The sequence below is a fragment of the Moritella dasanensis ArB 0140 genome, assembly GCF_000276805.1.
GTDB classification, from domain to species: Bacteria; Pseudomonadota; Gammaproteobacteria; order Enterobacterales; family Moritellaceae; genus Moritella; species Moritella dasanensis.
This window is the reverse complement of the sequence record NZ_AKXQ01000014.1, coordinates 67,602-90,659: the sequence shown is the minus strand read 5'-3', so window position 1 is coordinate 90,659 and position 23,058 is coordinate 67,602. Positions and strand designations below refer to the sequence as shown.

The following is a 23,058-nucleotide window of genomic DNA, read 5'->3' as shown; positions in this document are numbered from 1 at the left end:
AATATGAACACATCACTCATGCAATATATAAAAAACAGTAAAGTACCCGTAACGCTCGCAGCGACTGGTCTGTTATTTTTAGCAGTTCCAAGCTTTGCCAATGAAAAAACAGCGCAAAGCACCCTGCTGAACGTTCAACATCAGTGGGCAGAATGCCAATATGGATCTGAAAATGACGATATAAAAGAGTCTTGTCTAGAAGCCTTAGTCGACAGCACGCAAACCCTATCAACGCAATCACCACAAAATACTGAGCTGAAAGTATGGCTTGCTATCAATAAAAGCACATTAGCAGGTGCAAAAGGCGGTCTAGGTGCGCTATCTTTAGTGAAAGAATCCAAAGTGTTACTTGAACAAGCGATAAAAGAAAATCCAACTGTGCTCGACGGTTCTGCTTACACCAGTTTAGGCTCGCTGTATTATCAAGTGCCGGGATGGCCACTGGCATTCGGCGATGATGACACGGCTGAAAAATGGTTAAAACAGGCGTTATCGATAAACCCTGATGGCATCGACCCAAATTATTTTTATGCCGACTTTTTATTACAAGATGGCAGAACAGCAGAAGCGCGCCGCTATTTTATACACGCAAAACAGGCCGCACCAAGACCGGACAGACCCTTAGCAGATAAAGGTCGCCAACGTGAAATAGCTCAAAAAATGAAGGAATTATAATAATGCGGATCTTATTGGTCGAAGACGACATTCTATTAGGGGAATCGATGATGGTTTCCCTCGGTCGTCATGGTTTTACTGTCGACTGGCTACAATTAGGTAACCAGGTTGAAGCCAGTTTAAAAACCGAAGATTTCATGGCGATAATTTTAGACCTTACCCTGCCAGATATTGATGGTTTAAAGGTACTAAAGAAAATACGCCAAGCCGGCCATAAGATCCCTATTATCATTCTAACCGCCCGCGATGACATTGAAGACCGTGTCAAAGGCTTGGATGACGGCGCTGACGATTACTTATTAAAACCCTTTGCACTACAAGAATTGTTAGCGCGGTTACGTGTCATGATCCGCCGTATCTCTGGCAACACCGAATCTGAAATTGAATGTAAAGGCTTGCGTCTTTCATTGCAAAATAATGAGGTTCATTATCAAGATAAACCCATTAAATTAACCAAAGCAGAGTTTAAACTACTCGCAACCTTAGTGGCAAAATCAGGGCGGGTATTAAGTAAAGATCAGTTACAACAAGCGCTTCATGGCTGGGATGAAGCGGCCAGTGATAATGCCATTGAAGTGCATATTCATAATTTAAGAAAGAAAATAGACAGTAAACTGATCAAGAACATTCGTGGTGTGGGGTATATCATTGAAAAAGACTAATACAGCTATTTTTTCTATTCGTAAGCGCTTAATTGTATCGACAGTCTCAGCGACGATGATCCTTATATTACTGTCTTGGGTGATGATCTATAATGAAACCAAACATGAAATTGATGAGGTTTATGATGCGCGACTTGGTCAATCTGCCAAGATCATTGCCTTGAGTATACCGAGTTTAGTTACTGAAGATAATAACGACTCTATTGCGCACTATAAAACATGGTTTAAACAATTATTACAGGCTTCCGAAGGAGACAGTGACGACCCCACTCAGTATGGTCATCCGTATGAACAGAACATCATTTTCCAATTTTATGCTAACAATGAAATGCTGTTCAATTCACCCAGTTCTCCAACAACACTGCTTGGTAAAGCGGGTCTGGATGGGTTTGGTACAAGCATTGAAAATAACGAGGAATGGCGCTATTTCCAACTTACAATTCCGTTTAAAATAAACGACAAAGCCATCTTTATCGTCGCCGAAAAACGGCAAATTAGAGATGAAATCGTGAATGAAATAGCCGTTTCGACAGGCGTGCCGCAACTCGTTTTAATTCCAGCGTTCATGGTCATTTTCATCTTCTTAATTAATACTTTTTTACGCCCAATAGATGAACTTCGATTAGTCATATCGCAACGTGGTATTGATTGCTTAGATGAGATAAAAGTGCCTACCGCCACGACCGAACTCATGCCATTAATCAGTCAATTAAACTACCTTTTTGTAGAGTTAGACAATGCATGGCAACGGGAAAAACGCTTAACACGTACCGCGGCGCATGAATTAAAGACCCCATTAGCCATCCTCAAATTAAATGCAGAAAACGCCTTACACAGTGAAAATGAAGCACAATTAACAAATGACCTTAACAACATATTGTCTGGTATTGATCGGCTTGATCGGCTGATACAACAATTGCTGATGTTATCGCGTATTGAAGCACAATCACTTCATAACATTAAATTTCAAAAAATGGATATGGTTAAGTGTTTACAAGAAACGATTGGTGCCCTGGTTCCCCTCGCCTTAAAACAACAACAAGACATCTCGCTTGATGCACCCAAGCATTGCGATGTGCAAGGCAACCCGATGTTACTGTCGATCTTATTCAGTAACTTGATTGATAATGCCATCCGTTATTCAGGTAATAATTCGAAGATTGAAGTGCAATTAGTGACGCCAACAGCAGGCTGTAATGACATTACGATCCTCATTTCAGACAATGGCAAAGCGATTCCCACCGAGATATCAGCCAAAATATTTGAAAGTTTTTTCCGCGCTCATACAGAGAAAGGCGATGGCGCAGGGTTAGGTATGTCGATTGCGAATGATATAACTAAGTTACATCAAGGTTCATTAACCTTACTTGAAAATCCGAGTTCAAAAGGCAATACGTTTGAAGTGATCTTAAAATTATCGTGAATATTAGTGAGGCGCGAGCAAAGTAGATAGACTATATAGTTGTCAGCGGTTGTGATGTGAAATCGAAAATAACTTCAATAAAAAAGCCTTTAACACTGACGTGAAAAAGGCTTTTTTACTATTTATAACTCGTTAAATCACTGGTGTTGGATCAATAAAACACGACATTCATAAGGTTTCAACTTGACTAAATGGGTCACTTCATCGGTTAATAATTCCGGGTAATTACCCAGAATGTAGGTTCCTTTTCCAACAGCCAAATCCTCAGGTAATACATATTCTGCAGGCTCTGCGTAGTAGTTATTGAGGCAGATAAGCGTTTGCTTCTCACTGCTGCGTCGATAACAAAATAGTTGAGAATGTGCTGGGGCTAAATCGGTGTAATCTCCGGTCGTGATCACCTCAATCTCTTTACGCAGCGCAATTAAACGCTGGTAATAATAAAACACTGAATTTTCATCTTTAAGCGCTTGCTCGACGTTCACGTCTTGGTAATTTTCAGCGACCTCCAGCCATGGGTTACCTTTGGTAAAACCAGCATGCTGTTCACTATTCCACTGGATCGGCGTTCGCGAATTATCACGTGATTTTTGAGCCAGTATTGCCAACGCCTCTGCTTTATTTTTACCTTGCTGGTTCAGCATAATGTCGTACATATTAGTACTTTCAAGGTCACGATATTGTTCTATCGACGTATAACCGGGATTGGTCATGCCAATCTCTTCACCTTGATAAACATAAGGCGTACCCTGCATCATGTGCAGAGATGTAGCCAACATTTTAGCGGATTCAACTCGATACACCTGATCATTACCTAATCGAGTAACGATACGAGGCTGATCATGGTTACACCAGAACAGAGCAGACCAACCTTGAGCAAACATGCCCTGTTGCCAATGATTAAAAATCGATTTCAGCTGTAAAAAATCAAAAGGCGTTTCAGTCCATTTTTCACCGTTTTCATAATCGACTTTTAAATGATGGAAATTAAACACCATAGATAACTCTTTGCCATCGAGTGATGAATACTGCTGGCATTGCTCAAGTGAGGTTGAAGACATTTCTCCAACCGTTACCGAGCCATATTGATTAAATACCGCATCACTGATCTCTTGCAAAAACTCGTGCACACGAGGTCCGTCGGTATAAAAACGGCGACCGTCACCTTGATAGTCATTTTGATAGTCTTGCTGTTTTGAGATTAAATTAATCACATCAAGACGGAAACCATCAACTCCCTTTTCAGCCCAGAAGCTAATAATGTCTTTTACTTCGTCACGAACTTTAGGATTTTCCCAATTCAGATCCGCTTGCTCTTTAGCAAAAAGATGCAGGTAATATTGATTCGTTTTTTCATCCAGCGCCCAAGCATTACCACCAAACTTTGACTCCCAGTTAGTCGGCGCTTGATCATTAATCGGATCTTTCCAAATATAATAATCGCGATATTCACTGTCTTTATTACCCAACGCCGATTTGAACCACTGATGCTCCGTGGAAGTATGATTAACCACGATATCAAGGATAATGCGGAGCCCTTTTTGATGAGCCAGTTCGAGCAGCAGATCAAAATCTGCCATACAGCCAAAATCAGGATTGATATTGTAATAATCTGAAATATCATAACCATTATCAATCATTGGTGATTCATAAATAGGCGTAAGCCAAATAGCATCAACACCCAAAGTTTTAAGATAATCAAGTTTAGAAATAATACCTTTGATATCTCCAACCCCTTTGCTTCCGCTGTCAAAAAAACTTTTAGGGTATATTTGATAAATGGTCGCAGTGCGCCACCAGTCTTTGTGTATTTGATTCATATTTTAACTCTTGGGTTTGCCTTAGGGGGTTAAAACGTTGAGCAAGCAGCGCTGCCCAACTGTAGTATTATTAACAGTTATAGATTAGTTAGCGATAGCCTCTTCTTTAACTAATCCTTCACTGTCAATCTCGCCTTTTTTCTCAGCTCGTTTGTAAAGCATTACTGTTAATGCAATTGGCACAACGATAGCAACTACCATCGCTAACGCGTAAACAGACCAAAATTCTGGCTTGATTGATAAGATGCCAGGTAAACCACCTACACCGATACCATTTGACATAACGCCAGCCACACCACAAATACCAGCAGCGGCAGAAGCACCGATCATTGCGCATAACATTGGGAATTTATACTTCAAGTTAATGCCGTACATTGCAGGTTCAGTAACACCTAAGTATGCAGAGATTGCAGCAGGTACTGAGATTTCACGCTCGTTATTTTTCTTACTAATCCAGATGATACCTGTAACCGCAGCAGCCTGTGCGATGTTAGATAAAGCAATGATTGGCCAGATTGGCGTCCCGCCCATATCTTGCATTAACTGTAAATCGACCGCATTAGTCGTGTGGTGAATACCGGTAATAACCAATGGGGCATAAAAGAAACCAAAGATCATCGAACCTAAAATGGCAAAATCACCCGTCATTGCAACTTTGGCGGCATAACCAACAGCATTGCCAATGTCACGTCCAATTGGACCGATAATCGAATGCGCTAAAACAACGGCAACAAGCAATGATACAAAAGGTACAATCACTAAATATAAGTACGCAGGAACAATTTTCTTAAGATTTGTTTCAATCATCGCCAATACCACACCAGCTAAAATTGCTGGGATCACTTGCGCTTGATAGCCGACTTTTTCCATCACGAAAAAACCAAAATCCCAAACATCAGGAACTTGTGAGCCGATGCCATATGCATTCATCAATTGTGGCGAAACTAAGGTAATACCTAATACAATGCCGAGAACGGGTGTGCCCCCGAGTTTCTTCACCGTAGCCCAACAAACTGCAACTGGTAGGAAGTGGAAAATCGCTTCACCCAGTAACCAAAGAAATGAGTGAACGGTAGCCCAGAACTGGCTAATCTCAACCAAGGTTTTACCATCGAACATGCGGATGTCACCGATCACGTTGCGGAAACCAAGAATTAAACCACCGGTAATAATTGCTGGTAAAAGAGGGACAAAAATTTCTGCCATATGAGAGATCCCTCGCTCGAGCAGATTCATATTTTGTCGTGCAGCCACTTTTGTCGCTTCTTTATCAGCGCCTTTAGCACCGGTTATCTTCGTTAATACTTTATAAACATCATCAACTTCAATGCCAATAACGACCTGAAACTGCCCCGCATTAGTAAAGCAGCCTTTTACCATTGGAATTTTTTCAATGTCTTTAATATTTGCTAATTCAGGATCTACTAAGGCGAAACGTAAGCGTGTTAAACAGTGACTGACACTTGCTATATTGTCTTGTCCTCCGATAAGGTCTATCAAGCGCTCAACTTGTTTCTGATCAATTTTACTCATTTCACTATCCCTTTTGTTGTTAGAGTTAATTAAATGGGACCGCTCCCAATAACGAGAAGCATAACGCAACCGTAGCTCAGCGTAAACGGGAGCGCTCCCATTTTGAGGTGGGAATCACAAAATATCTTCAGGGGACGTTAATGTGCTATGAACGTTTCCTGGGTTAAGTGAGTAACTTCACGCTGCCCTTGAAGCTGTTTTATCAGCAAGTTAGCAGAGGTCTTACCCGCCGAATAATAGCCGGGATCGATACTGAATGTATTAGGAAAAACAAATACTAACAGTTCTGTCGCGCCTACCCCAGAAACCAATATATCATTGCGTTCCAGTACCTGCAGACGTTTAGCCACGCCCATAGCCAAAGTATCACTAGCACAAACAATCGCTTGGGTTTCTGGCGTCAGTACCAGATCTGTCAGCTCATAAGCGCTTTTATAACTAAGCTGCCCAGTTTGAAAATTAGGTTTTATATTCGCTGATTTACAATAATCCAAATAAGCATTAAGACGCATTAACCCCGTCGTTTTATCCTTAACATCAACACCAATATAGCTAATATGCTGTTTTCCTTGTTCTTGAATGTGAGCCATTGCCTTTTCAATAACGCCATAATTATCATAACCAACAGATGAAACACTTTCACTATCAACCGCAATAACAACCGCTCTATGCGCTAACTTTTCAACTGCAGATAAATCATATCCAGTAAAACCAAATAAGATCACACCATCTACATCTCTTTTCTTCAAAACAGCTAAATGTTCATTGGTTTTTTCGACGTCAAACTGGCCTTCCATGATCAAAGCATCATAACCAGCAGCGTAAATAACGTCTAAAATACCGCTCACAACTTTGTTCTCTGATGCTGAGTCTAGTCGAGATAAAATAATACCGATAACCTTGGCACTCCCTCCTCCCAGAATCTGAGCCGATTTGGACGGTACAAACCCAGACTCTTGAATAACCCGCTCAACTTTTACTCTGGTACTGTCCTTTACTTTAGGATCATTCGTTAATACACGGGAAACTGTCGATTTTCCAACCCCGGCTAACTTTGCAATATCAAGAATGGTGAGTTTTTTTGCTATCAATTTATTCGGCCTAGCTAATGAATACTCCTTTATTATCGCTATTCGTGGCCGGATTTCAATCATTTTCACTACTACTATTTAGGACAAGTCACACAAATAAAAAAAGCCCTTTCACTTTGCAATGATTAAGGGCTTTTATTAACCACAAGGTTAGTTAATAGACGTTAACTCTTGACGTAAATAAACACTTGCACCCAATAACCCAGGGTTATCATGCGTGATTAAAAATGTTGGAATTGCTGTAAGATAATCCTTAAAACGCCCTTTCTCTTCAAAGCAACGTCTGAACTCACTCGCTTGGAAGAAATCTACAAAGCGTGGCACGATACCACCAGCGATATAAATACCACCAGTACAAGCAAGATTTAACGCAAGGTTACCAGCAAAACCTCCCATTACTTGGCAGAATACCGCTAGGCTCTTGCGCGCGATATCACAACTGCCATCTAATGCAGCTTTAGTGACATCTTTAGGTTGATCAAATTTAGCCTCCTGCTCAGATAAAGTACACAGACATTTGTATAGATTAACTAAACCTTGCCCGGACAAAATACGCTCTGCAGAAACGTGGCCAAACTGTGTTTGTAACAAGCATAAAATATCAGCCTGCTCTGGTGTATTAGGTGTGAAACTGACATGCCCACCTTCGCCATCTAAACTTATCCACTTACCCGCCGCTTTAACAATGTGTGACACGCCAAGTCCCGTACCAGGACCAAAAACTGCGGTTACCCCATCCGTTTGACATTCACCAGCACCAATTTGTATTTTCTCTTCCGCAGAAAGAAACGGCACAGCTAATGAAATTGCAGTGTAGTCATTAATGATATGTAACGATGCTAATTTTAATTTATCTTGAAGCGCTTGTTTAGAGAACTCCCAGTTTAAATTAGTCATCACAACATGATCATTTTCAACAGGACAAGCAATACCAACACAAAGGTGTGTTATTTCACCCGACAATGCAGCAAAGTATTGAGCAAGTGCAGCCTCTAGGGTTACGAATTCTGCACAAGCAAATTCCTTTAATTCACTCAATGCCCCAGTTTCAAGGTCACAAACAGCAAGTCGGATATTTGTACCACCAACATCAGCAACAACAGATAACATTTTCTCTCCTTAAATAATTTACAGTCATACCAAATGCATTAAATATGTGAACTTGGTTCAGGCCAATACTACTCATGCGTTAGCCAACATTACCCATTCTGTTAGCTAATACTACTCATGATATTAACCAACACAATAATAATGGGAGCGCTCCCTAAAAAATAACTATAACATAAGTCTTTATAGTTATCTTGATCACAATATTAATGTTTATGACTTTCATCCGATTAATTATCACTGCACCATACACGAATTGGGAGCGGTCCCAAGGCTCATTCTAATTTTAATAATAAAGAGCTTAAATAATTAAACGTTAACACAACAAGGATGAAACAATGAAACTACTACCTCTTGCCTGCGCCATTTTGGGTGCACTATTATCATCGAATACAATAGCAGAAGATTCGCCCGTCGAATTTTACGGTTACATGCGTGGCGGTGTTGGTTTAAGCACTGAAAGCGGTGCTAACAATAAATGGGAAGTCAACAAAGTCGGTCGTTTAGGTAATGAAAATGACCTGTACGGTGAGTTCGGCCTTAAGAAAGAAGTTTACGCTGAGGATGACGTCTCATTTGTTGTTGATTCAATGCTGGCTTACTGGGAAGGACAGGACGAAAACTCGACTGACAGAAACGTAGATGTGGTGCAGTTGAATGTGCAAGCAAATGGCCTATTTGCTGATAAAGACATTACACTTTGGGCTGGTGACCGTTATTACCAACGTCATGACGTGCATATTGTTGATAACTATTACTGGGATGTAAGCGGTATCGGTGGCGGTATTGAGCACATCAATCTAGGTCCAGGTAAATTATCATTTGCCTTAATTCAAGATACTGTTGCCAATGATATTGAGGATGGTAAAGAAACCACAGCCGTCATCGTCGATATCCGTTATGCAGGTATTCCGCTATGGAACAAGGCTGATTTAGAAGTTGGTGTTGACTACCACTATGGCCATGAGAGAGCAGAGCAATCACTTGACGCTGATGATAGCGTAATGCTGACCGCAAGCCTGACACAAAATTTAAATACTGGCTTCAATAAAACCATCTTGCAAGTAGCCAATTCCGGTTATGCTGAGCAGATGACTACGTACGGCCATGGTAACGGCTTAGTGCGTGACGCGGCGAATAACGATGCAGAAGGCTTCCGAGTTATTAACTGGGGTGTACTCTCTGTCGGTGATAACATCGAATTTGGTCACTCAATTCGTTACGCTGCAGCGACTAACGTTGACGGTACCGACACAGATGATTCGACATTAAGTGTCGTCATTCGTCCAATGTACAAATGGAATGATCTGATGCGTACTATCGTAGAGGTCGGTGGTTTTACAGAAACAATCAATGATATTGATAGTGCCGGTAGTAAATTTACCATTGCGCAAGCATGGGCACCAAGATCCGGTTTCTGGTCACGCCCTGAAATCCGCGTTTTCGCTACCTACCTAAACGACGCCAAAAATGACAATGCCTTCGCACCACACGAAAATAGCGAACTAAGTGTTGGTATGCAAGCTGAAGCATGGTGGTAAAATTAAACTAAGTTAACTTACAGATAATGAATAGGCGCTTATTCTCCCTATTCATTATCTGTATATCAAACAGCTTAGATAAAAATATAAAGAATACCAATAAACAAGAAATGATTAAACAAGGCTATCGTCACAACCGATAACCGTGGTGATGAAAAACTAGTCTGCAAAGATGTACCGAACCCAGAAATAGATAATGGTGAAGTGCTGATCAAAGTCCTCGCCGCTGGTTTTGGTTTTGGTTTTGGTTTTGGTTCAGCTAGTGTTCAACTTGCTAAGCGTAGAAGGCAAAGGATATTTAGGAGGCAACATCTCACTATCATCTTCACACGATTGAAATTAAAATACTTACATAAAAAAGGCGAATCATAAATGATTCGCCTTTTTTTATATTTCAACGAGCGTTAAGGTAAGTAACTTTTTCCCATCAAGTAAGCATCTACTTCGCGGGCAGCACGACGGCCTTCGTCAATAGCCCAAACAATCAGGCTTTGACCACGACGTCCGTCTCCGGCGGCGAATACGCCCGGCTTGCTTGTCGCAAACTTGTCGTACTCGGCCTTGATGTTAGAACGCCCATCTTTTTCAAGATTAAACTGCTCAATCAAGCCACCTTCTGGTCCCATAAAGCCCATTGCTAACAAGACTATATCGGCAGGCAGTACTTTCTCACTACCAGGGATCTTATTCGGCACCATTGCGCCATTAGGCTGACGTTGCCACTCAACATTCACCGTATGAACGGCTTTAACATTGCCGTTGTCATCGCCTTCAATTTTAGTGGTCATCACCAGGTATTGGCGTGGATCCTGTCCTTGCACCGCTATCGATTCTGCTTGACCGTAATCAACCAAAAGTTGCTTCGGCCACTCTGGCCAAGGATTATTGTCCTGTCGTGATGCCGGCGGTTGCGGCATGATCTCTAACTGAGCAACACTTTCACACTGATGGCGTAACGATGTGCCTACACAGTCAGTACCGGTATCACCACCACCGATAATAACCACATTTTTACCTTTAGCATTAATGTAGTTGCCATCTGCGTGATCACTGTCTAACAAGCTCTTGGTATTCGCTTTTAGAAAGTCCATGGCAAAGTGGATACCATTAAGTTCACGACCTTCTTCAACCATCAGGTCGCGAGGGACCGTAGCACCGACGCACAGCACCACCGCATCAAAATCCTGTTCAAGCTGCTTTGCAGAAATATCTTTACCCACTTCAGTATTAGTTACAAACACAATACCTTCTTCAGCAAGTAGATCCACACGACGCTGAACGATCTCCTTTTGCAGTTTCATATTAGGAATACCGTACATCAACAAACCACCGATACGGTCGGCGCGTTCATAGACAGTCACCCTATGGCCTGCGGAATTAAGCTGCGCAGCCGCAGCCATGCCAGCAGGGCCAGAACCGATAACCGCAACCGTTTTACCCGTACGCTTGCTTGGAATGTTAGCGACAACCCAGCCCTCTTTGAAGGCTTTTTCGATAATCGCATACTCGTGAAGTTTAATTGTGACGGGTTCAGCATTGATCCCCAGTACACAAGCTCCTTCACAAGGAGCCGGACAAACACGACCTGTAAACTCTGGAAAGTTATTGGTTTTGTGCAGCAACTGCACCGCTTCTTTCCAACGGCCGTGATAGATCAGATCATTCCACTCAGGAATGATATTGTTAACCGGGCAACCAGCAACCGCTGGGGCGTATTGTGATACTGCCGATTGACAAAACGGTACACCACAATCCATGCAGCGTGATGCCTGTTTTTCGATATCAGCTGTTTCCATATGATGGTGGACTTCTTGCCAGTCAATCAAACGCGTCTTCGGATCGCGATCTTCTGGTAAGGCTCTTGCTACTTTCATAAATCCGGTTGGATTTCCCATAATATTGTCTCCTATTCAGCTCAGGCGCTTTGAGCTGCCAGATTTGCAAGATGCATGTCGAATGCTTCGACTGCCACATCATATTCAGTTTCAAATTTACCCGTGCTACGTGCTTGGTCCATATACTGTTGCATTTTTTTGAAATCAACAGGCATGACTTTTACAAAACGTTTAACGGCACTGTCCCAGTCGGCGAGCAAGGCTTCTGCCACATCCGATTGAGTATTGTCTTTGTGCTCGGTAATGAGGGCTTTTAGTTCAGCAATATCATTAACGTTTTCAAGCATCTCAAGCTGCACCATTTCCATGTTGCATTTGCTGGCTAAATCATTGTTGTCATCTAGGACATAAGCAATACCACCTGACATACCCGCAGCGAAATTACGCCCGGTCTGACCAAGAATAACAGCCTTACCACCCGTCATATATTCACAACCGTGATCACCCACACCTTCAACAACCGTGGTAGCACCTGAGTTACGGACGCAGAAACGTTCACCCGCAATACCGCGAATAAAGGCTTTACCTGAAGTAGCACCAAACAAGGCAACGTTACCAATGACGATATTTTTACTGGCTTCAAAAGTGGCCACTTTAGGTGGGTAAACAACCAAATTGGCACCGGATAATCCCTTACCAAAATAGTCATTCGCATCGCCCTCAAGCTCAAAGCGAAGGCCCTTAGCTGAGAAGCAACCAAAACTCTGACCTGCCGAACCGTTAAACTTAACCTTGATGGTATTTTCCGGCAGACCGTCAGCCTCATATTTCTTCGAGATCTCGTTAGACAGCATGGCACCAATAGTACGATCGGTATTCACTACATCGTACTCAAGATTAACTGACGTTTGATTTTCCAGTGCATCCTTGGCGTCTTCCATCATGCGACGGTCAATAATATCGTCAATCAGGTGTTTCTGTTCTTTAGAGCAGTATAGCGTTTCGTCGGCTGCACATTGTTCTTTGTGCAACAACGGCGAGAGATCAACACCCTTGTATTTCCAATGATCGACATCGGTACGCGTTCTCAAGTACTGGGTTTGTCCAACCATGTCATTAATAGTTTTAAAGCCTAGCTCAGCCATGATTTCGCGTAAACCTTCTGCCATCATGGTAAAGAAGTTAACCAAAATATCAGCCTGACCACTAAAACGACCACGCAACTCTCGGTCTTGTGTCGCGATGCCGACAGGACAAGTATTTAAGTGGCATTTACGCATCATGATACAGCCTTCAACTACTAACGCAGTTGTCGCCATACCGTATTCTTCCGCACCCAACAAGGTCGCTATCGCCAGATCGCGTGGTGTTTTTAACTGCCCATCGGTTTGCACCGTAATACGGCTACGTAAATGATTACGCACCAGTGTTTGATGGGTTTCAGCGAGGCCAAGTTCCCAAGGCAGACCCGCATGCTTGATCGAGCTCAGAGGTGAAGCACCGGTACCGCCATCATGGCCAGCAATCAGAACCACGTCGGCATAACCTTTACACACACCCGATGCGATAGTACCAACACCCGCTTCAGATACCAGTTTCACATTTACCCGCGCTTCACGGTTAGCGTTTTTAAGGTCAAATATGAGCTGTGACAAATCTTCGATAGAATAGATGTCATGATGCGGCGGCGGTGAAATGAGTCCTACACCAGGCGTAGAGCCACGTGTACGACCAATCCAGGCATCAACCTTATGTCCAGGTAATTGGCCACCCTCGCCCGGCTTGGCACCTTGCGCCATTTTAATTTGTAATTCGTCTGCATTCGTCAGGTAATGACTGGTTACCCCAAAACGACCAGAAGCAACCTGTTTGATCCGCGACTTCATCGAATCGCCATTTTCCATCGGCTTAAAGCGAATCGGATCTTCACCGCCCTCACCACTGTTACTTCTACCGCCAATACGATTCATAGCAATGGCGAGCGTAGTGTGCGCTTCCCAAGAAATAGAACCAAAGGACATAGCACCAGAAGCAAAACGTTTGAAAATATTTTCGATCGGCTCCACTTCATCTAATGGGATAGATTTATGGTCCGCACTAAATTCGAGTAAACCACGTAAAGTAAAGGCATCTTTACTCTGTGTATCAACGACTTTCGCATATTCTTTAAACTGTTCAGTATTGTTACTCGCTGTAGAATGCTGCAGCAAGCGAATAGTAGTTGGGTTAAACAGATGTTTTTCCCCATCATGACGCCAAGCGTATTCGCCACCAGTCTTCAACAGATCATCAGCGGCAATACGGTCTTCAGGCAAGAAACCGTCACGGTGGCGCATTAACGCCTCTGTTGCGATTTGATCTAGGCCAATACCTTCGATGCGGCTTACCGTACCGGTGAAGTAATTATCAATAACATCACTGTTAATACCCAGCGCTTCAAATATCTGAGCACCCTGGTAAGACTGTAATGTTGAAATCCCCATTTTCGAGAAGATCTTCAACAAACCACTACCAACGGCTTTGATATACTTAGCAACAACAACGTCATTACTGAATTTAGGATTAATAACGCCGTCATCACGCAAACTATACAAACTTTCAAGCGCCAAATAAGGGTTAACCGCTGCAGCGCCAAAACCTAACACAGTAGCAAAGTGATGCGTTTCACGAATATCGGCAACTTCGAGGATAAGATCGGCTTTGGCACGTAAACCTTCGCGGATCAAATAATGATGGATCGCTGCAGTCGCCAGTACCGACGGTATCGCCGCATGATCGGTGTCGATATTACGGTCACTCAATAGCAACAACGCATAACCATTGTTAACCGCATCTTTGGCATACAAACAGATACGATCAAGTGCGGCCTTCAGTGCCCCTTCTTTGCCTGTCGCTCTAAAGGTAATATCAATCGTTTTAGACTGCAGATGATTATGGTCAATTTGCTGCAGTTTTTTAAATTCTTCATTGGTCAGCACTGGCTGGTCAATTTCAATCTTGTGACAATGCGCAGGCGTCTCTGTCAATAAGTTGTGCGAGTTGCCGACATAACCACGCAAAGACATCACCAACTCTTCTCGGATCGGATCTATCGGCGGATTAGTTACCTGAGCAAACAACTGTTTAAAATAGTGAGATAGCTGCTGCGGGCGATCGGAAAGTACCGCTAACGGTGTATCTGTACCCATAGCACCAAGCGGCTCTTTGCTGCTGTCGACCATTTGCGCCAAAATCAGGTTAAGATCTTCACTGCTGTAGCCAAACGCTTTTTGAATTTTTCTCAGGTTTGGCAACTCAGCTTGAGTGACAGATGCAGCTGGCGTTGGCAGTTCGTTCAACAGTATTTTGTTTTCGCTCAGCCATCGTTCATACGGTTGTGCAGAGCAAATACCATTTTTAACCTCATCATCACTGATAATGCGGCCTTGTTCCAAATCGGCAATAAATATCTTGCCCGGTTGCAAGCGACCTTTTTCTACGACTGTCGATTGATCGATACAGATGGTGCCCGTTTCAGAACCCATGATCAACGTGCCATCATTGGTGAGCAAGTAACGCGAAGGACGTAAACCGTTACGGTCGAGTGTGGCGCCAATCATTTTGCCATCGGTGAACGAAATAGAAGCCGGGCCATCCCATGGTTCCATGATGCAGGCGTAATACTCATAAAAAGCACGCTTAACCGGATCCATGTCTTCCTGAGATTGCCATGCTTCCGGCACCATCATCATCATGACCTGAGCCAGTGGACGTCCGCTGAGCACAAGCAGCTCAATCGCCATATCAAGGTTTGCAGAATCTGAATTACCACGGTTACATACCGGGTTGATCATTTTCAGTTCGGCGTCACTGAAGTTTATCGATTTAAACATCGCTTCGCGCGCGTTCATCCAATTGACATTGCCCTGAACGGTATTAATTTCACCGTTGTGAGATAAATAGCGGAACGGTTGTGCTCGACGCCATGCCGGGAATGTATTGGTTGAAAAGCGAGAGTGGAACATGGCGAGACCAGTCGTCACGCGTTCATTTTGCAAATCGAGGTAGTATTGTTTCACCTGCGCGGTGGTGAATTGCCCTTTATACACTATGGTACGCGAGGACATAGAAGCGATATAAAACTCATCGGTTTCTTTAGCGATGGTTCTGTTAAGCTTGTGTGACGTGTATTTACGTAACACAAATAACTTACGTTCAAAAACCTGCTGGGTAAGATCAGTCGGTTTTTGGATAAATACCTGTTCAATCTGAGGCTCAGAGTCAAACGAGGCTACCCCCAACATCGAATTATCCGTTGGTACCGAACGATAAGCCAGTATGCTTAAACCCAGTTCTTCAATAGCAGCATTAAAAACCTCACGGCTTTTCTCCGCTTGCTCGGGATCGTTAGGGAAAAAGATCATCCCAACGCCGTATTCGCCTTCAGGAGGTAACTGGAAACCAAGTTCACTGGCTTCTGCTTTGAAAAAATCATGCGGGATCTGGATCAATATTCCTGCACCATCACCACTTTTAACATCAAAGCCAGTACCGCCTCGGTGTTCCATGCATTCCAGCATAGTAAGTGCATTCTGAATAATATCGTGCGACTTTTTACCTTTTAGATTGGTAACAAAGCCGATACCACAGCTATCGTGTTCAAACTCTGAACGATAGAGACCGTGATGCTTAGTATTTCTGCTCATCATATATAAACTTCCCTTTAAATTCTTACCCAAAATTATAAGCAGGGTATTTTTTCGAACAATCACCCGGTTATTAAGTCGTCTGTCATTCTTGTAAAGCCTGTGGTTAAAAACCTTGGCTTCATCCTTTTATCACTTATTTTGTGATTTCTTTGTATTAGATAAGATACCGCTCTGTAAAGAGTCTGTCCACAACCTCTTTCAATCACCTCTTTATAGGTATCAGTGATAATGGTAAAAAAGAGGCTGAGAATTTATATTCCCAGCCCTTTTATACCATATTTTTTTATAGTATCGACTTTACGGCTTAGTTGGAAAAAATTGCTTTAATCTTTTTAATTGGTTTATTGACCGCAACTCGCACCTTACGTTTTAGCGCGTGTTTAATGACAGTAGATCTCAGATCTTTAAACTCTACCGCATCAGCATCGTAGGTTCTGATTAGGGTTATTGCATCAAATTTACACTTGGTAGTACAGGCACCACAACCAATACACGTGTATTCATCGGCAATGACTACACCACAACCTAGGCAACGTTCCGACTCTTTCTTAACTTGTTCTTCGGTAAATGTTTCACGAAGATCCTTAAAGGTTTGTTTTGATTTTTTACCATCGACATGCTCCGTTTGTTGTCTTGGTGCAGTATCATAACCAGCAAGATTAACATTGGCTTTATCAAATGCACGGTAATCACGTTTTAGTCGGCCTAGCACCAAACTTTGACCACGTTGAACAAAACGATGAATAGAAATAGACCCTTCTTTACCGTGCGCAATCGCGTCAATGGCAAAACGAGGACCTGTTAATGCGTCACCACCAGCAAAAATATCCGGTTCACCCGTCTGGAAAGTATCAGCATCAGCTTGAATAGTCTGGTTAGGATTCAATACAACGTTGCTGTCTGCAAGAATACTACCCCAATCCATCGCTTGGCCCACTGAAAGTAATACATGGTCAGCAAGAACAATCTTAGTATCGTTCTCGTCATAGCTCGGGTTAAATTTGCCATCTGCGTCAAATACAGCAATACATTTCCTGAATTCTACACCCACGACTTTACCATTTTCAGCGACGATGCGTTTTGGCCCCCAAGAATTATTAATGTTTATATCTTCATCTAACGCTTCTTCAACTTCCTCTGCGTGTGCAGGCATTTTTTTACGACTTTCAAGGCAATACATATCCACTTGTGCAGCGCCAACTCGGGTTGCGGTTCTTGCTACATCAATAGCAACATTACCACCACCGATGACAATCACGTTACCTGAAAATTTCGAATGCTCGCCTAAATTAACATGACGTAAAAATTCAACACCGGTAATAACACCTTTAGCATCTTCACCTTCAAGTCCAAGCGAACGACCAGCCTGAGCACCGATAGCCATATAGAATGCTTTGTAATCCTGTGTTCTAAGATCACTAAGGCTGACATCTTTACCTATTTCAACGCCCGTTTTAAATTCAACACCCATGTCTTTCAATACATCGATTTCGGCGTTGATAACATCTTTTTCAAGGCGGTAAGAAGGAATACCCAGTGTTAACATACCGCCCAATACTTTTTGTTTTTCAAACACAGTGACTTTGTAACCTTGTATAGCCAAGTAATATGCACAAGATAAACCCGCAGGACCTGCACCGATAACGGCAATTTTTTTATCGTAATCATTTTTAATCGTTGGCACATAGCGCGTTTCTGCATTCATATCCTGCTGTGCAATGAATTTCTTGATATCATCAACAGCAACCGCACCATCTATATCACAACGGGTACAATCATCTTCACAGAATTTTGGACAAATACGTCCGCATACTGCAGGGAATGGATTCTCTAACTTAATCAGTTTTAGTGCTTCAGCATATTTACCTTGCGACGCCAACTTGATATAACCTTGCACACCGATATGCGCTGGGCAGCCCGCTTTACAAGGTGCAGTCCCCTCTTTCATAACAACTTCTCTGTTGATACGGTAATCTTCATTCCATCGATCTGGCGTCCATTCTGTATTAAAAGGAAGATCACGATTAACCTTAGAGATAGGTGTGTTTTTACACAGCTTTTGCCCTAGTTTCAATGCGTTAGTTGGACACACTTCAACACATTCACCACAAGCAACACACTTATCTTCATCGATTTTCACGGTATAGTTAGAACGCACAAAATCGTGGTTGGTTAACATATTGGCGTTTCTTAAAGCCAGGCAGCCACAACCGCAACAATTGCAGATCGCGTGAGTGTGTCCAGGTCCGTCAACATTCGGCATGTTATGCATTAAACCGTTGTCTTCGGCTTTTTGAATAATTTCAAATGCTTCTTCACGGTTGATTTCTCGACCACGACCAGTACGAATATAATATTCCGCTGCATGGCCTAATTGAATACACATATCTTCTTTAAGGTGACCACAACCTTCATTTAGCGCTTCTCGGGCTGCACGGCAAGAACAATCAGATACCGAGAATCGATCGTTATCATTTAAGTATTTAGAAATTTCATCATTCGATACACGTCTAGATTCACCCGAAATTGCAGATTCGATTGGTATTACTCGCATAGGACCTGTGCCTATCGGGAAGTTACCCACCGCAAGCGGACCTTTTTTTCTGCCATAATCATCAAATGCTTTACCCAGTTGCGGATATTTAAGCGCATTCTCTTTATGATTGACCAGTAACTCCATGTGGCCGGGAACCCAGATCTCGTACCAAAATTTGTCGACACCCTCTTGTTCACCCATCACAGTGGCTCCGACCATAGCCAGTTCCCACAATAGTTCTTTGGTTCTTTCTGGCGATTTACCACACAGAGGAACAACCTCTTCTACCGTCATCCCTTCACGGAATTTGAGGCACAACGCCACTTCAGCCATTTCATCGGTGACGACGGGCTCTAACACTTTATATTCCGGATGCTCAGGCCTAATTTCATCTTTAGCACCACGTTTCGTCTTACTGATCAAATTGGCCAAATCTAATACTTTCTGTTTTACCATGACATTAACTCCAAAGTTTAAATACTAATTATTATTCTTTTTAAATTAGTTACTTAACAGCATTTTCAAGCATAACCATCAGACACAGTTAAGGAGGCGCTTATTTCACCTATTCATACCCATAGCGATTCAGACTGCTAATTCAGAGTGCTAATTAAGCGCTCAGCTTGAATGACCATGGGTATCAATAGGAATGAGGCTTTTCTTTCAAATTAATTCACCTACAAAGTGTATGGTTATTATACTTATCTTTGGTATTAATGATCAGATCTGAATCACGCTAAGCTAAAAAAAACAATGTGTTACGTATTAATAGTTAGCGCCAACATGTTGATTTTTGAATATTTAGATGGACGGTATTTAAGGTTAAACGTGGTTAATTTGATCGATTTTGACATAAAGAAACAGATGATTATCTCTTCATACTGGCAGTGTAATATGCCGTGTCGGCATTAATGCAGCGAGGATTCATTCACTTTTAGGCAAGGCAGTCATAAATCAACTGCCGTTACGCATTAACAAGCAATAACTTCTTTTATCGAGAACTCTTTACCGGTTAACATTCCCCACTCCAGGCTTTCACATTCTGGACATTGAGATTTATGCTTAATGATATTAAAAACATGCTTACACCCTTTACAGATAGCGGCAGCGGGTATAATTTCAATCACCAATTTTGTCTCTTCAAACTCTGTACCATCAATAGCGGCAGGGAAACACTCGTGAATGTATTTCGGGATCATGGACGATAGTTCACCTATTTGTAGTACGATTGTATCGACTTTTGTTAAGTCATTTTTATCGACAAAGTTTTTAACGGTTTTGATAACTTCAAAGACAACACCTAATTCATGCATAACAACCTCCTTATTAATTTAATTGAAAAGGCGAAGAACTGATATCCCCCGCCTTTTGATGTACTTATAAATCAATCAAAACATATTTAAATAACTGTTTTATAATATTATTATCACTTCATGTCTTATATTTTCATTAACGATTTGATTTTTTTGATCGGTTTGTTTACCGCAATTCTTAATTTACGTTTTAACGCATGCTTGATAATGATCTTCTTCACTTCTTTCAGGTCAGAACCTTCAGCGTTGTGAGTTTTCACAAGAGAGATCGCATCGAATCTACATTTCGTTGTACAAGAACCACAGCCGATACACATAAATTCGTCGGCAACAGCCACACCGCAACCGAGGCAACGCTGAGTTTCTATCCGAACTTGTTCTTCTGTGAATGTCTCACGTAGATCGCGGAATGTTTGTTTCGACGCTTTACCGTCAACATGGGCAATTTGCTGTCTAGGCGCGCTATCATATCCATCAAGATTAATGTTGGTTTTATCAAACGCACGGTAATCGCGTTTAATACGACCAAGTACCAAACTTTGACCATTTTGAACATAACGGTGAATAGAAATAGCACCTTCTTTACCTGCTGCAATCGCATCAATGGCAAACCGAGGGCCTGTTACCACGTCACCGCCGGCAAATACATCTGGCTCATCAGTTTGATAAGTTGCTGCGTCTGCTGGGATTGTTTGGTTAGGATTCAACTCGATGTTACTGTTTTCAAGAATGTTGCCCCAAGCAATTGCTTGGCCAACTGAAAGCAATACATGGTCAGCATCAACGATCTTAGTATTATTTTCGTCATAGCTCGGGTTAAATCTGCCATTTGCATCGATGACAGAAAGACATTTTCTGAATTCAACACCAACGACTTTGCCGTCTTCAGTCACGATACGTTTTGGACCCCAAGAATTGTTAACGTTGATATCTTCATCTAACGCTTCTTGAACTTCCTCTGCGTGTGCAGGCATTTTTTCGCGGTTTTCAAGACAGAACATGTCAACTTGTGCAGCTCCAACTCGAGTAGCGGTTCTTGCTACGTCAATGGCAACATTACCACCACCGATAACAATTACTTTGCCTTCGAGATCAGTATTTTCACCCAGGTTAACTTGACGTAAGAACTCAACGCCAGTAACAACACCTTGTGCATCTTCACCGTCAAGTCCTAACGGACGACCAGCTTGCGCACCAATTGCCATGTAGAATGCTTGGAAATCTTGTTTTCTCAGCTCAGCAAGCGTGATGTCTTTACCAATTTCAACGCCAGTTTTAAACTCAACGCCGATTTCTCTTAGCACGTCGATTTCTGCGTTAATCACATCTTTTTCTAATCGATAAGATGGGATACCGAGTGTTAACATACCACCCAGTGCAGTTTGTTTTTCAAATACCGTTACTTTGTAGCCTTCAACAGCGAGGTAGTAAGCACAAGAAAGACCGGCTGGACCACCACCGATAACCGCAATTTTCTGGTCGTAGTCGTATTTAATTGTCGGGATATAGCGTGTATCCGCGTCCATTTCTTTTTGTGCAATGAATTTTTTAATATCATCGACAGCAACCGCACCATCAAGATCACAACGGGTACAATCATCTTCACAGAATTTTGGACAGATACGGCCGCACACGGCTGGGAATGGATTTTCCATTTTAATCAGTTTTAGTGCTTCTTCGTAATTACCTTGCGACGCAAGTTTGATATAACCTTGCACGCCGATATGTGCCGGACAGCCCGCTTTACAAGGTGCTGTACCGCCTTCCATTACAACTTGTTTATTTTCACGGTAATCCGGGTTGAACTTATCTTCGCCCCATTCCGTATTATGCGGAAGTTCACGCTCTATTACTGGTTCAGGTACTTTGCTGCATAATTTCTGACCCAACTTCAATGCATTCGTCGGACATGTTTCAACACATTCGCCACAAGCAACACATTTATCTAAGTCAATTTTAACCGTGTAGTTCGAACGAACCATATCCGGGTTTTGCCACTGCTCTGCAAGTCTCATCGCAAAACAACCACAACCACAACAGTTACAGATCGCATGGGTTTTACCCGAACCATCTAAGTTGGGAATGCTGTGCATCAAGCCGTTATCTTCGGCTTTTTGGATCACGACCATCGCTTCATCACGGCTGATAGCGCGACCACGACCGGTACGGATATAGTATTCCGCAGCATGTCCCATCTGAATACAGATATCTTCTTTTAAGTGACCACAACCTTCATCCATGGCTTCGCGAGAGGTACGGCAAGCACAATCAGAAAGAGAGAACACTTCATTATCATCAAGGTATTTAGACACTTCTTCATAAGAAGCCGTTCTCGTATCACCATCAATCGCAGTTTGGATTGGGATCACACGCATAGGGCCTTTACCAACAGGGATGTTACCTGCGCATAGTGGGCCTTTTTTCTTACCGAATGCATCAAACGCTGCACCTAGTTCAGGATACTTTTGAATAAGTTCTTTATTGTTAACAACCATTTCCATGTGGCCTGGCACCCAGATATCGATCCAGTATTTGTCTACACCGTCAACATTGTTTACAAAGGCAGCACCGCCCACCGCAGATTCCCATAGCAGTTCAGCCACTTCTTTTTCAGGTCTGCCGCATACAGCAGCAACTTCTGCAGCACTCATTTTTTCACGCAGTTTCAAGCAAAGGGTAACCTCTGCCACATCTTCCGACATCCAAGGGCTATAAATTTTATACTCAGGATCATCAAACGTAATGCCTGCTTTTGACCCTCGCTTAACCCGACTGATCTTGTTCGCAAGATCTAAGACCTTATCTTTATTTTCCACATTGCCTCCAAAGCTAAA

Annotated in this window: 13 protein-coding genes; 4 read left to right on the top strand and 9 right to left on the bottom strand. The window is 42.5% G+C overall.

Translation table 11 applies throughout. From position 1 onward, the window contains the following. Nucleotides 1-3: 3 nt before the first annotated feature. Genes A923_RS0113185 through A923_RS0113175 form a run of 3 tightly spaced genes read left to right on the top strand, consistent with a single transcriptional unit; the run spans nt 4 to nt 2,760 of the window. Nucleotides 4-675, top strand: a complete 672-nt coding sequence (locus A923_RS0113185; protein WP_017222142.1) for a tetratricopeptide repeat protein — start codon at nt 4-6, stop codon at nt 673-675. Between the two features lie 2 nt (nt 676-677). Then, nucleotides 678-1,337, top strand: a complete 660-nt coding sequence (locus A923_RS0113180) for a response regulator (protein ID WP_017222141.1) — start codon at nt 678-680, stop codon at nt 1,335-1,337. Further along, nucleotides 1,324-2,760: an ATP-binding protein gene (locus A923_RS0113175; protein WP_017222140.1), complete on the top strand. Its 1,437-nt coding sequence runs from the start codon at nt 1,324-1,326 to the stop codon at nt 2,758-2,760. The genes A923_RS0113180 and A923_RS0113175 overlap by 14 nt, the downstream gene beginning before the upstream one ends. A gap of 137 nt (nt 2,761-2,897) precedes the next feature. Here A923_RS0113175 and treC read toward each other — a convergent pair whose 3' ends face one another. The 4 genes from treC to A923_RS0113155 all read right to left on the bottom strand — a co-directional run bounded on the left by treC (nt 2,898) and on the right by A923_RS0113155 (nt 8,314). Beyond that, nucleotides 2,898-4,580, bottom strand: coding sequence for an alpha,alpha-phosphotrehalase (treC, locus tag A923_RS0113170; RefSeq protein WP_017222139.1), 1,683 nt, complete (start codon nt 4,578-4,580; stop codon nt 2,898-2,900). Between the two features lie 84 nt (nt 4,581-4,664). Next, nucleotides 4,665-6,113, bottom strand: coding sequence for a PTS trehalose transporter subunit IIBC (gene treB, locus A923_RS22260; RefSeq protein ID WP_017222138.1), 1,449 nt, complete (start codon nt 6,111-6,113; stop codon nt 4,665-4,667). A gap of 137 nt (nt 6,114-6,250) precedes the next feature. Continuing rightward, entirely contained in the window at nt 6,251-7,267 is a 1,017-nt protein-coding gene (treR, locus tag A923_RS0113160) for a trehalose operon repressor TreR (RefSeq protein WP_237716218.1), read from the bottom strand. 87 nt (nt 7,268-7,354) lie between these two features. After that, nucleotides 7,355-8,314: a glucokinase gene (locus A923_RS0113155; protein ID WP_017222136.1), complete on the bottom strand. Its 960-nt coding sequence runs from the start codon at nt 8,312-8,314 to the stop codon at nt 7,355-7,357. 335 nt (nt 8,315-8,649) lie between these two features. Between A923_RS0113155 and lamB the strand changes: the two genes are divergently transcribed. Further along, complete coding sequence (gene lamB, locus A923_RS0113150) at nt 8,650-9,852, top strand: maltoporin LamB (RefSeq protein WP_017222135.1); 1,203 nt, start codon at nt 8,650-8,652, stop codon at nt 9,850-9,852. A 404-nt stretch (nt 9,853-10,256) separates the two neighbouring features. Here the strand turns inward: lamB and A923_RS0113145 are convergent, their stop codons facing one another. The 5 genes from A923_RS0113145 to A923_RS0113125 all read right to left on the bottom strand — a co-directional run bounded on the left by A923_RS0113145 (nt 10,257) and on the right by A923_RS0113125 (nt 23,040). Beyond that, on the bottom strand, nt 10,257-11,747 hold the full coding sequence (locus A923_RS0113145; protein WP_017222134.1) for a glutamate synthase subunit beta: 1,491 nt from the start codon (nt 11,745-11,747) through the stop codon (nt 10,257-10,259). Nucleotides 11,748-11,767: 20 nt separating this feature from the next. Beyond that, the gene (gltB, locus tag A923_RS0113140) at nt 11,768-16,375 is read right to left on the bottom strand and encodes a glutamate synthase large subunit (RefSeq protein WP_017222133.1); all 4,608 of its coding nucleotides are present in this window, start codon (nt 16,373-16,375) and stop codon (nt 11,768-11,770) included. A gap of 304 nt (nt 16,376-16,679) precedes the next feature. Further along, entirely contained in the window at nt 16,680-19,367 is a 2,688-nt protein-coding gene (locus tag A923_RS0113135) for an FAD-dependent oxidoreductase (RefSeq protein ID WP_017222132.1), read from the bottom strand. Between the two features lie 515 nt (nt 19,368-19,882). Beyond that, nucleotides 19,883-20,224 (bottom strand): hydrogenase maturation nickel metallochaperone HypA/HybF, encoded by a 342-nt coding sequence (locus A923_RS0113130; protein ID WP_017222131.1) that lies wholly within the window; start codon nt 20,222-20,224, stop codon nt 19,883-19,885. Between the two features lie 125 nt (nt 20,225-20,349). Continuing rightward, nucleotides 20,350-23,040, bottom strand: coding sequence for an FAD-dependent oxidoreductase (locus A923_RS0113125; RefSeq protein ID WP_017222130.1), 2,691 nt, complete (start codon nt 23,038-23,040; stop codon nt 20,350-20,352). Nucleotides 23,041-23,058: the final 18 nt, after the last annotated feature.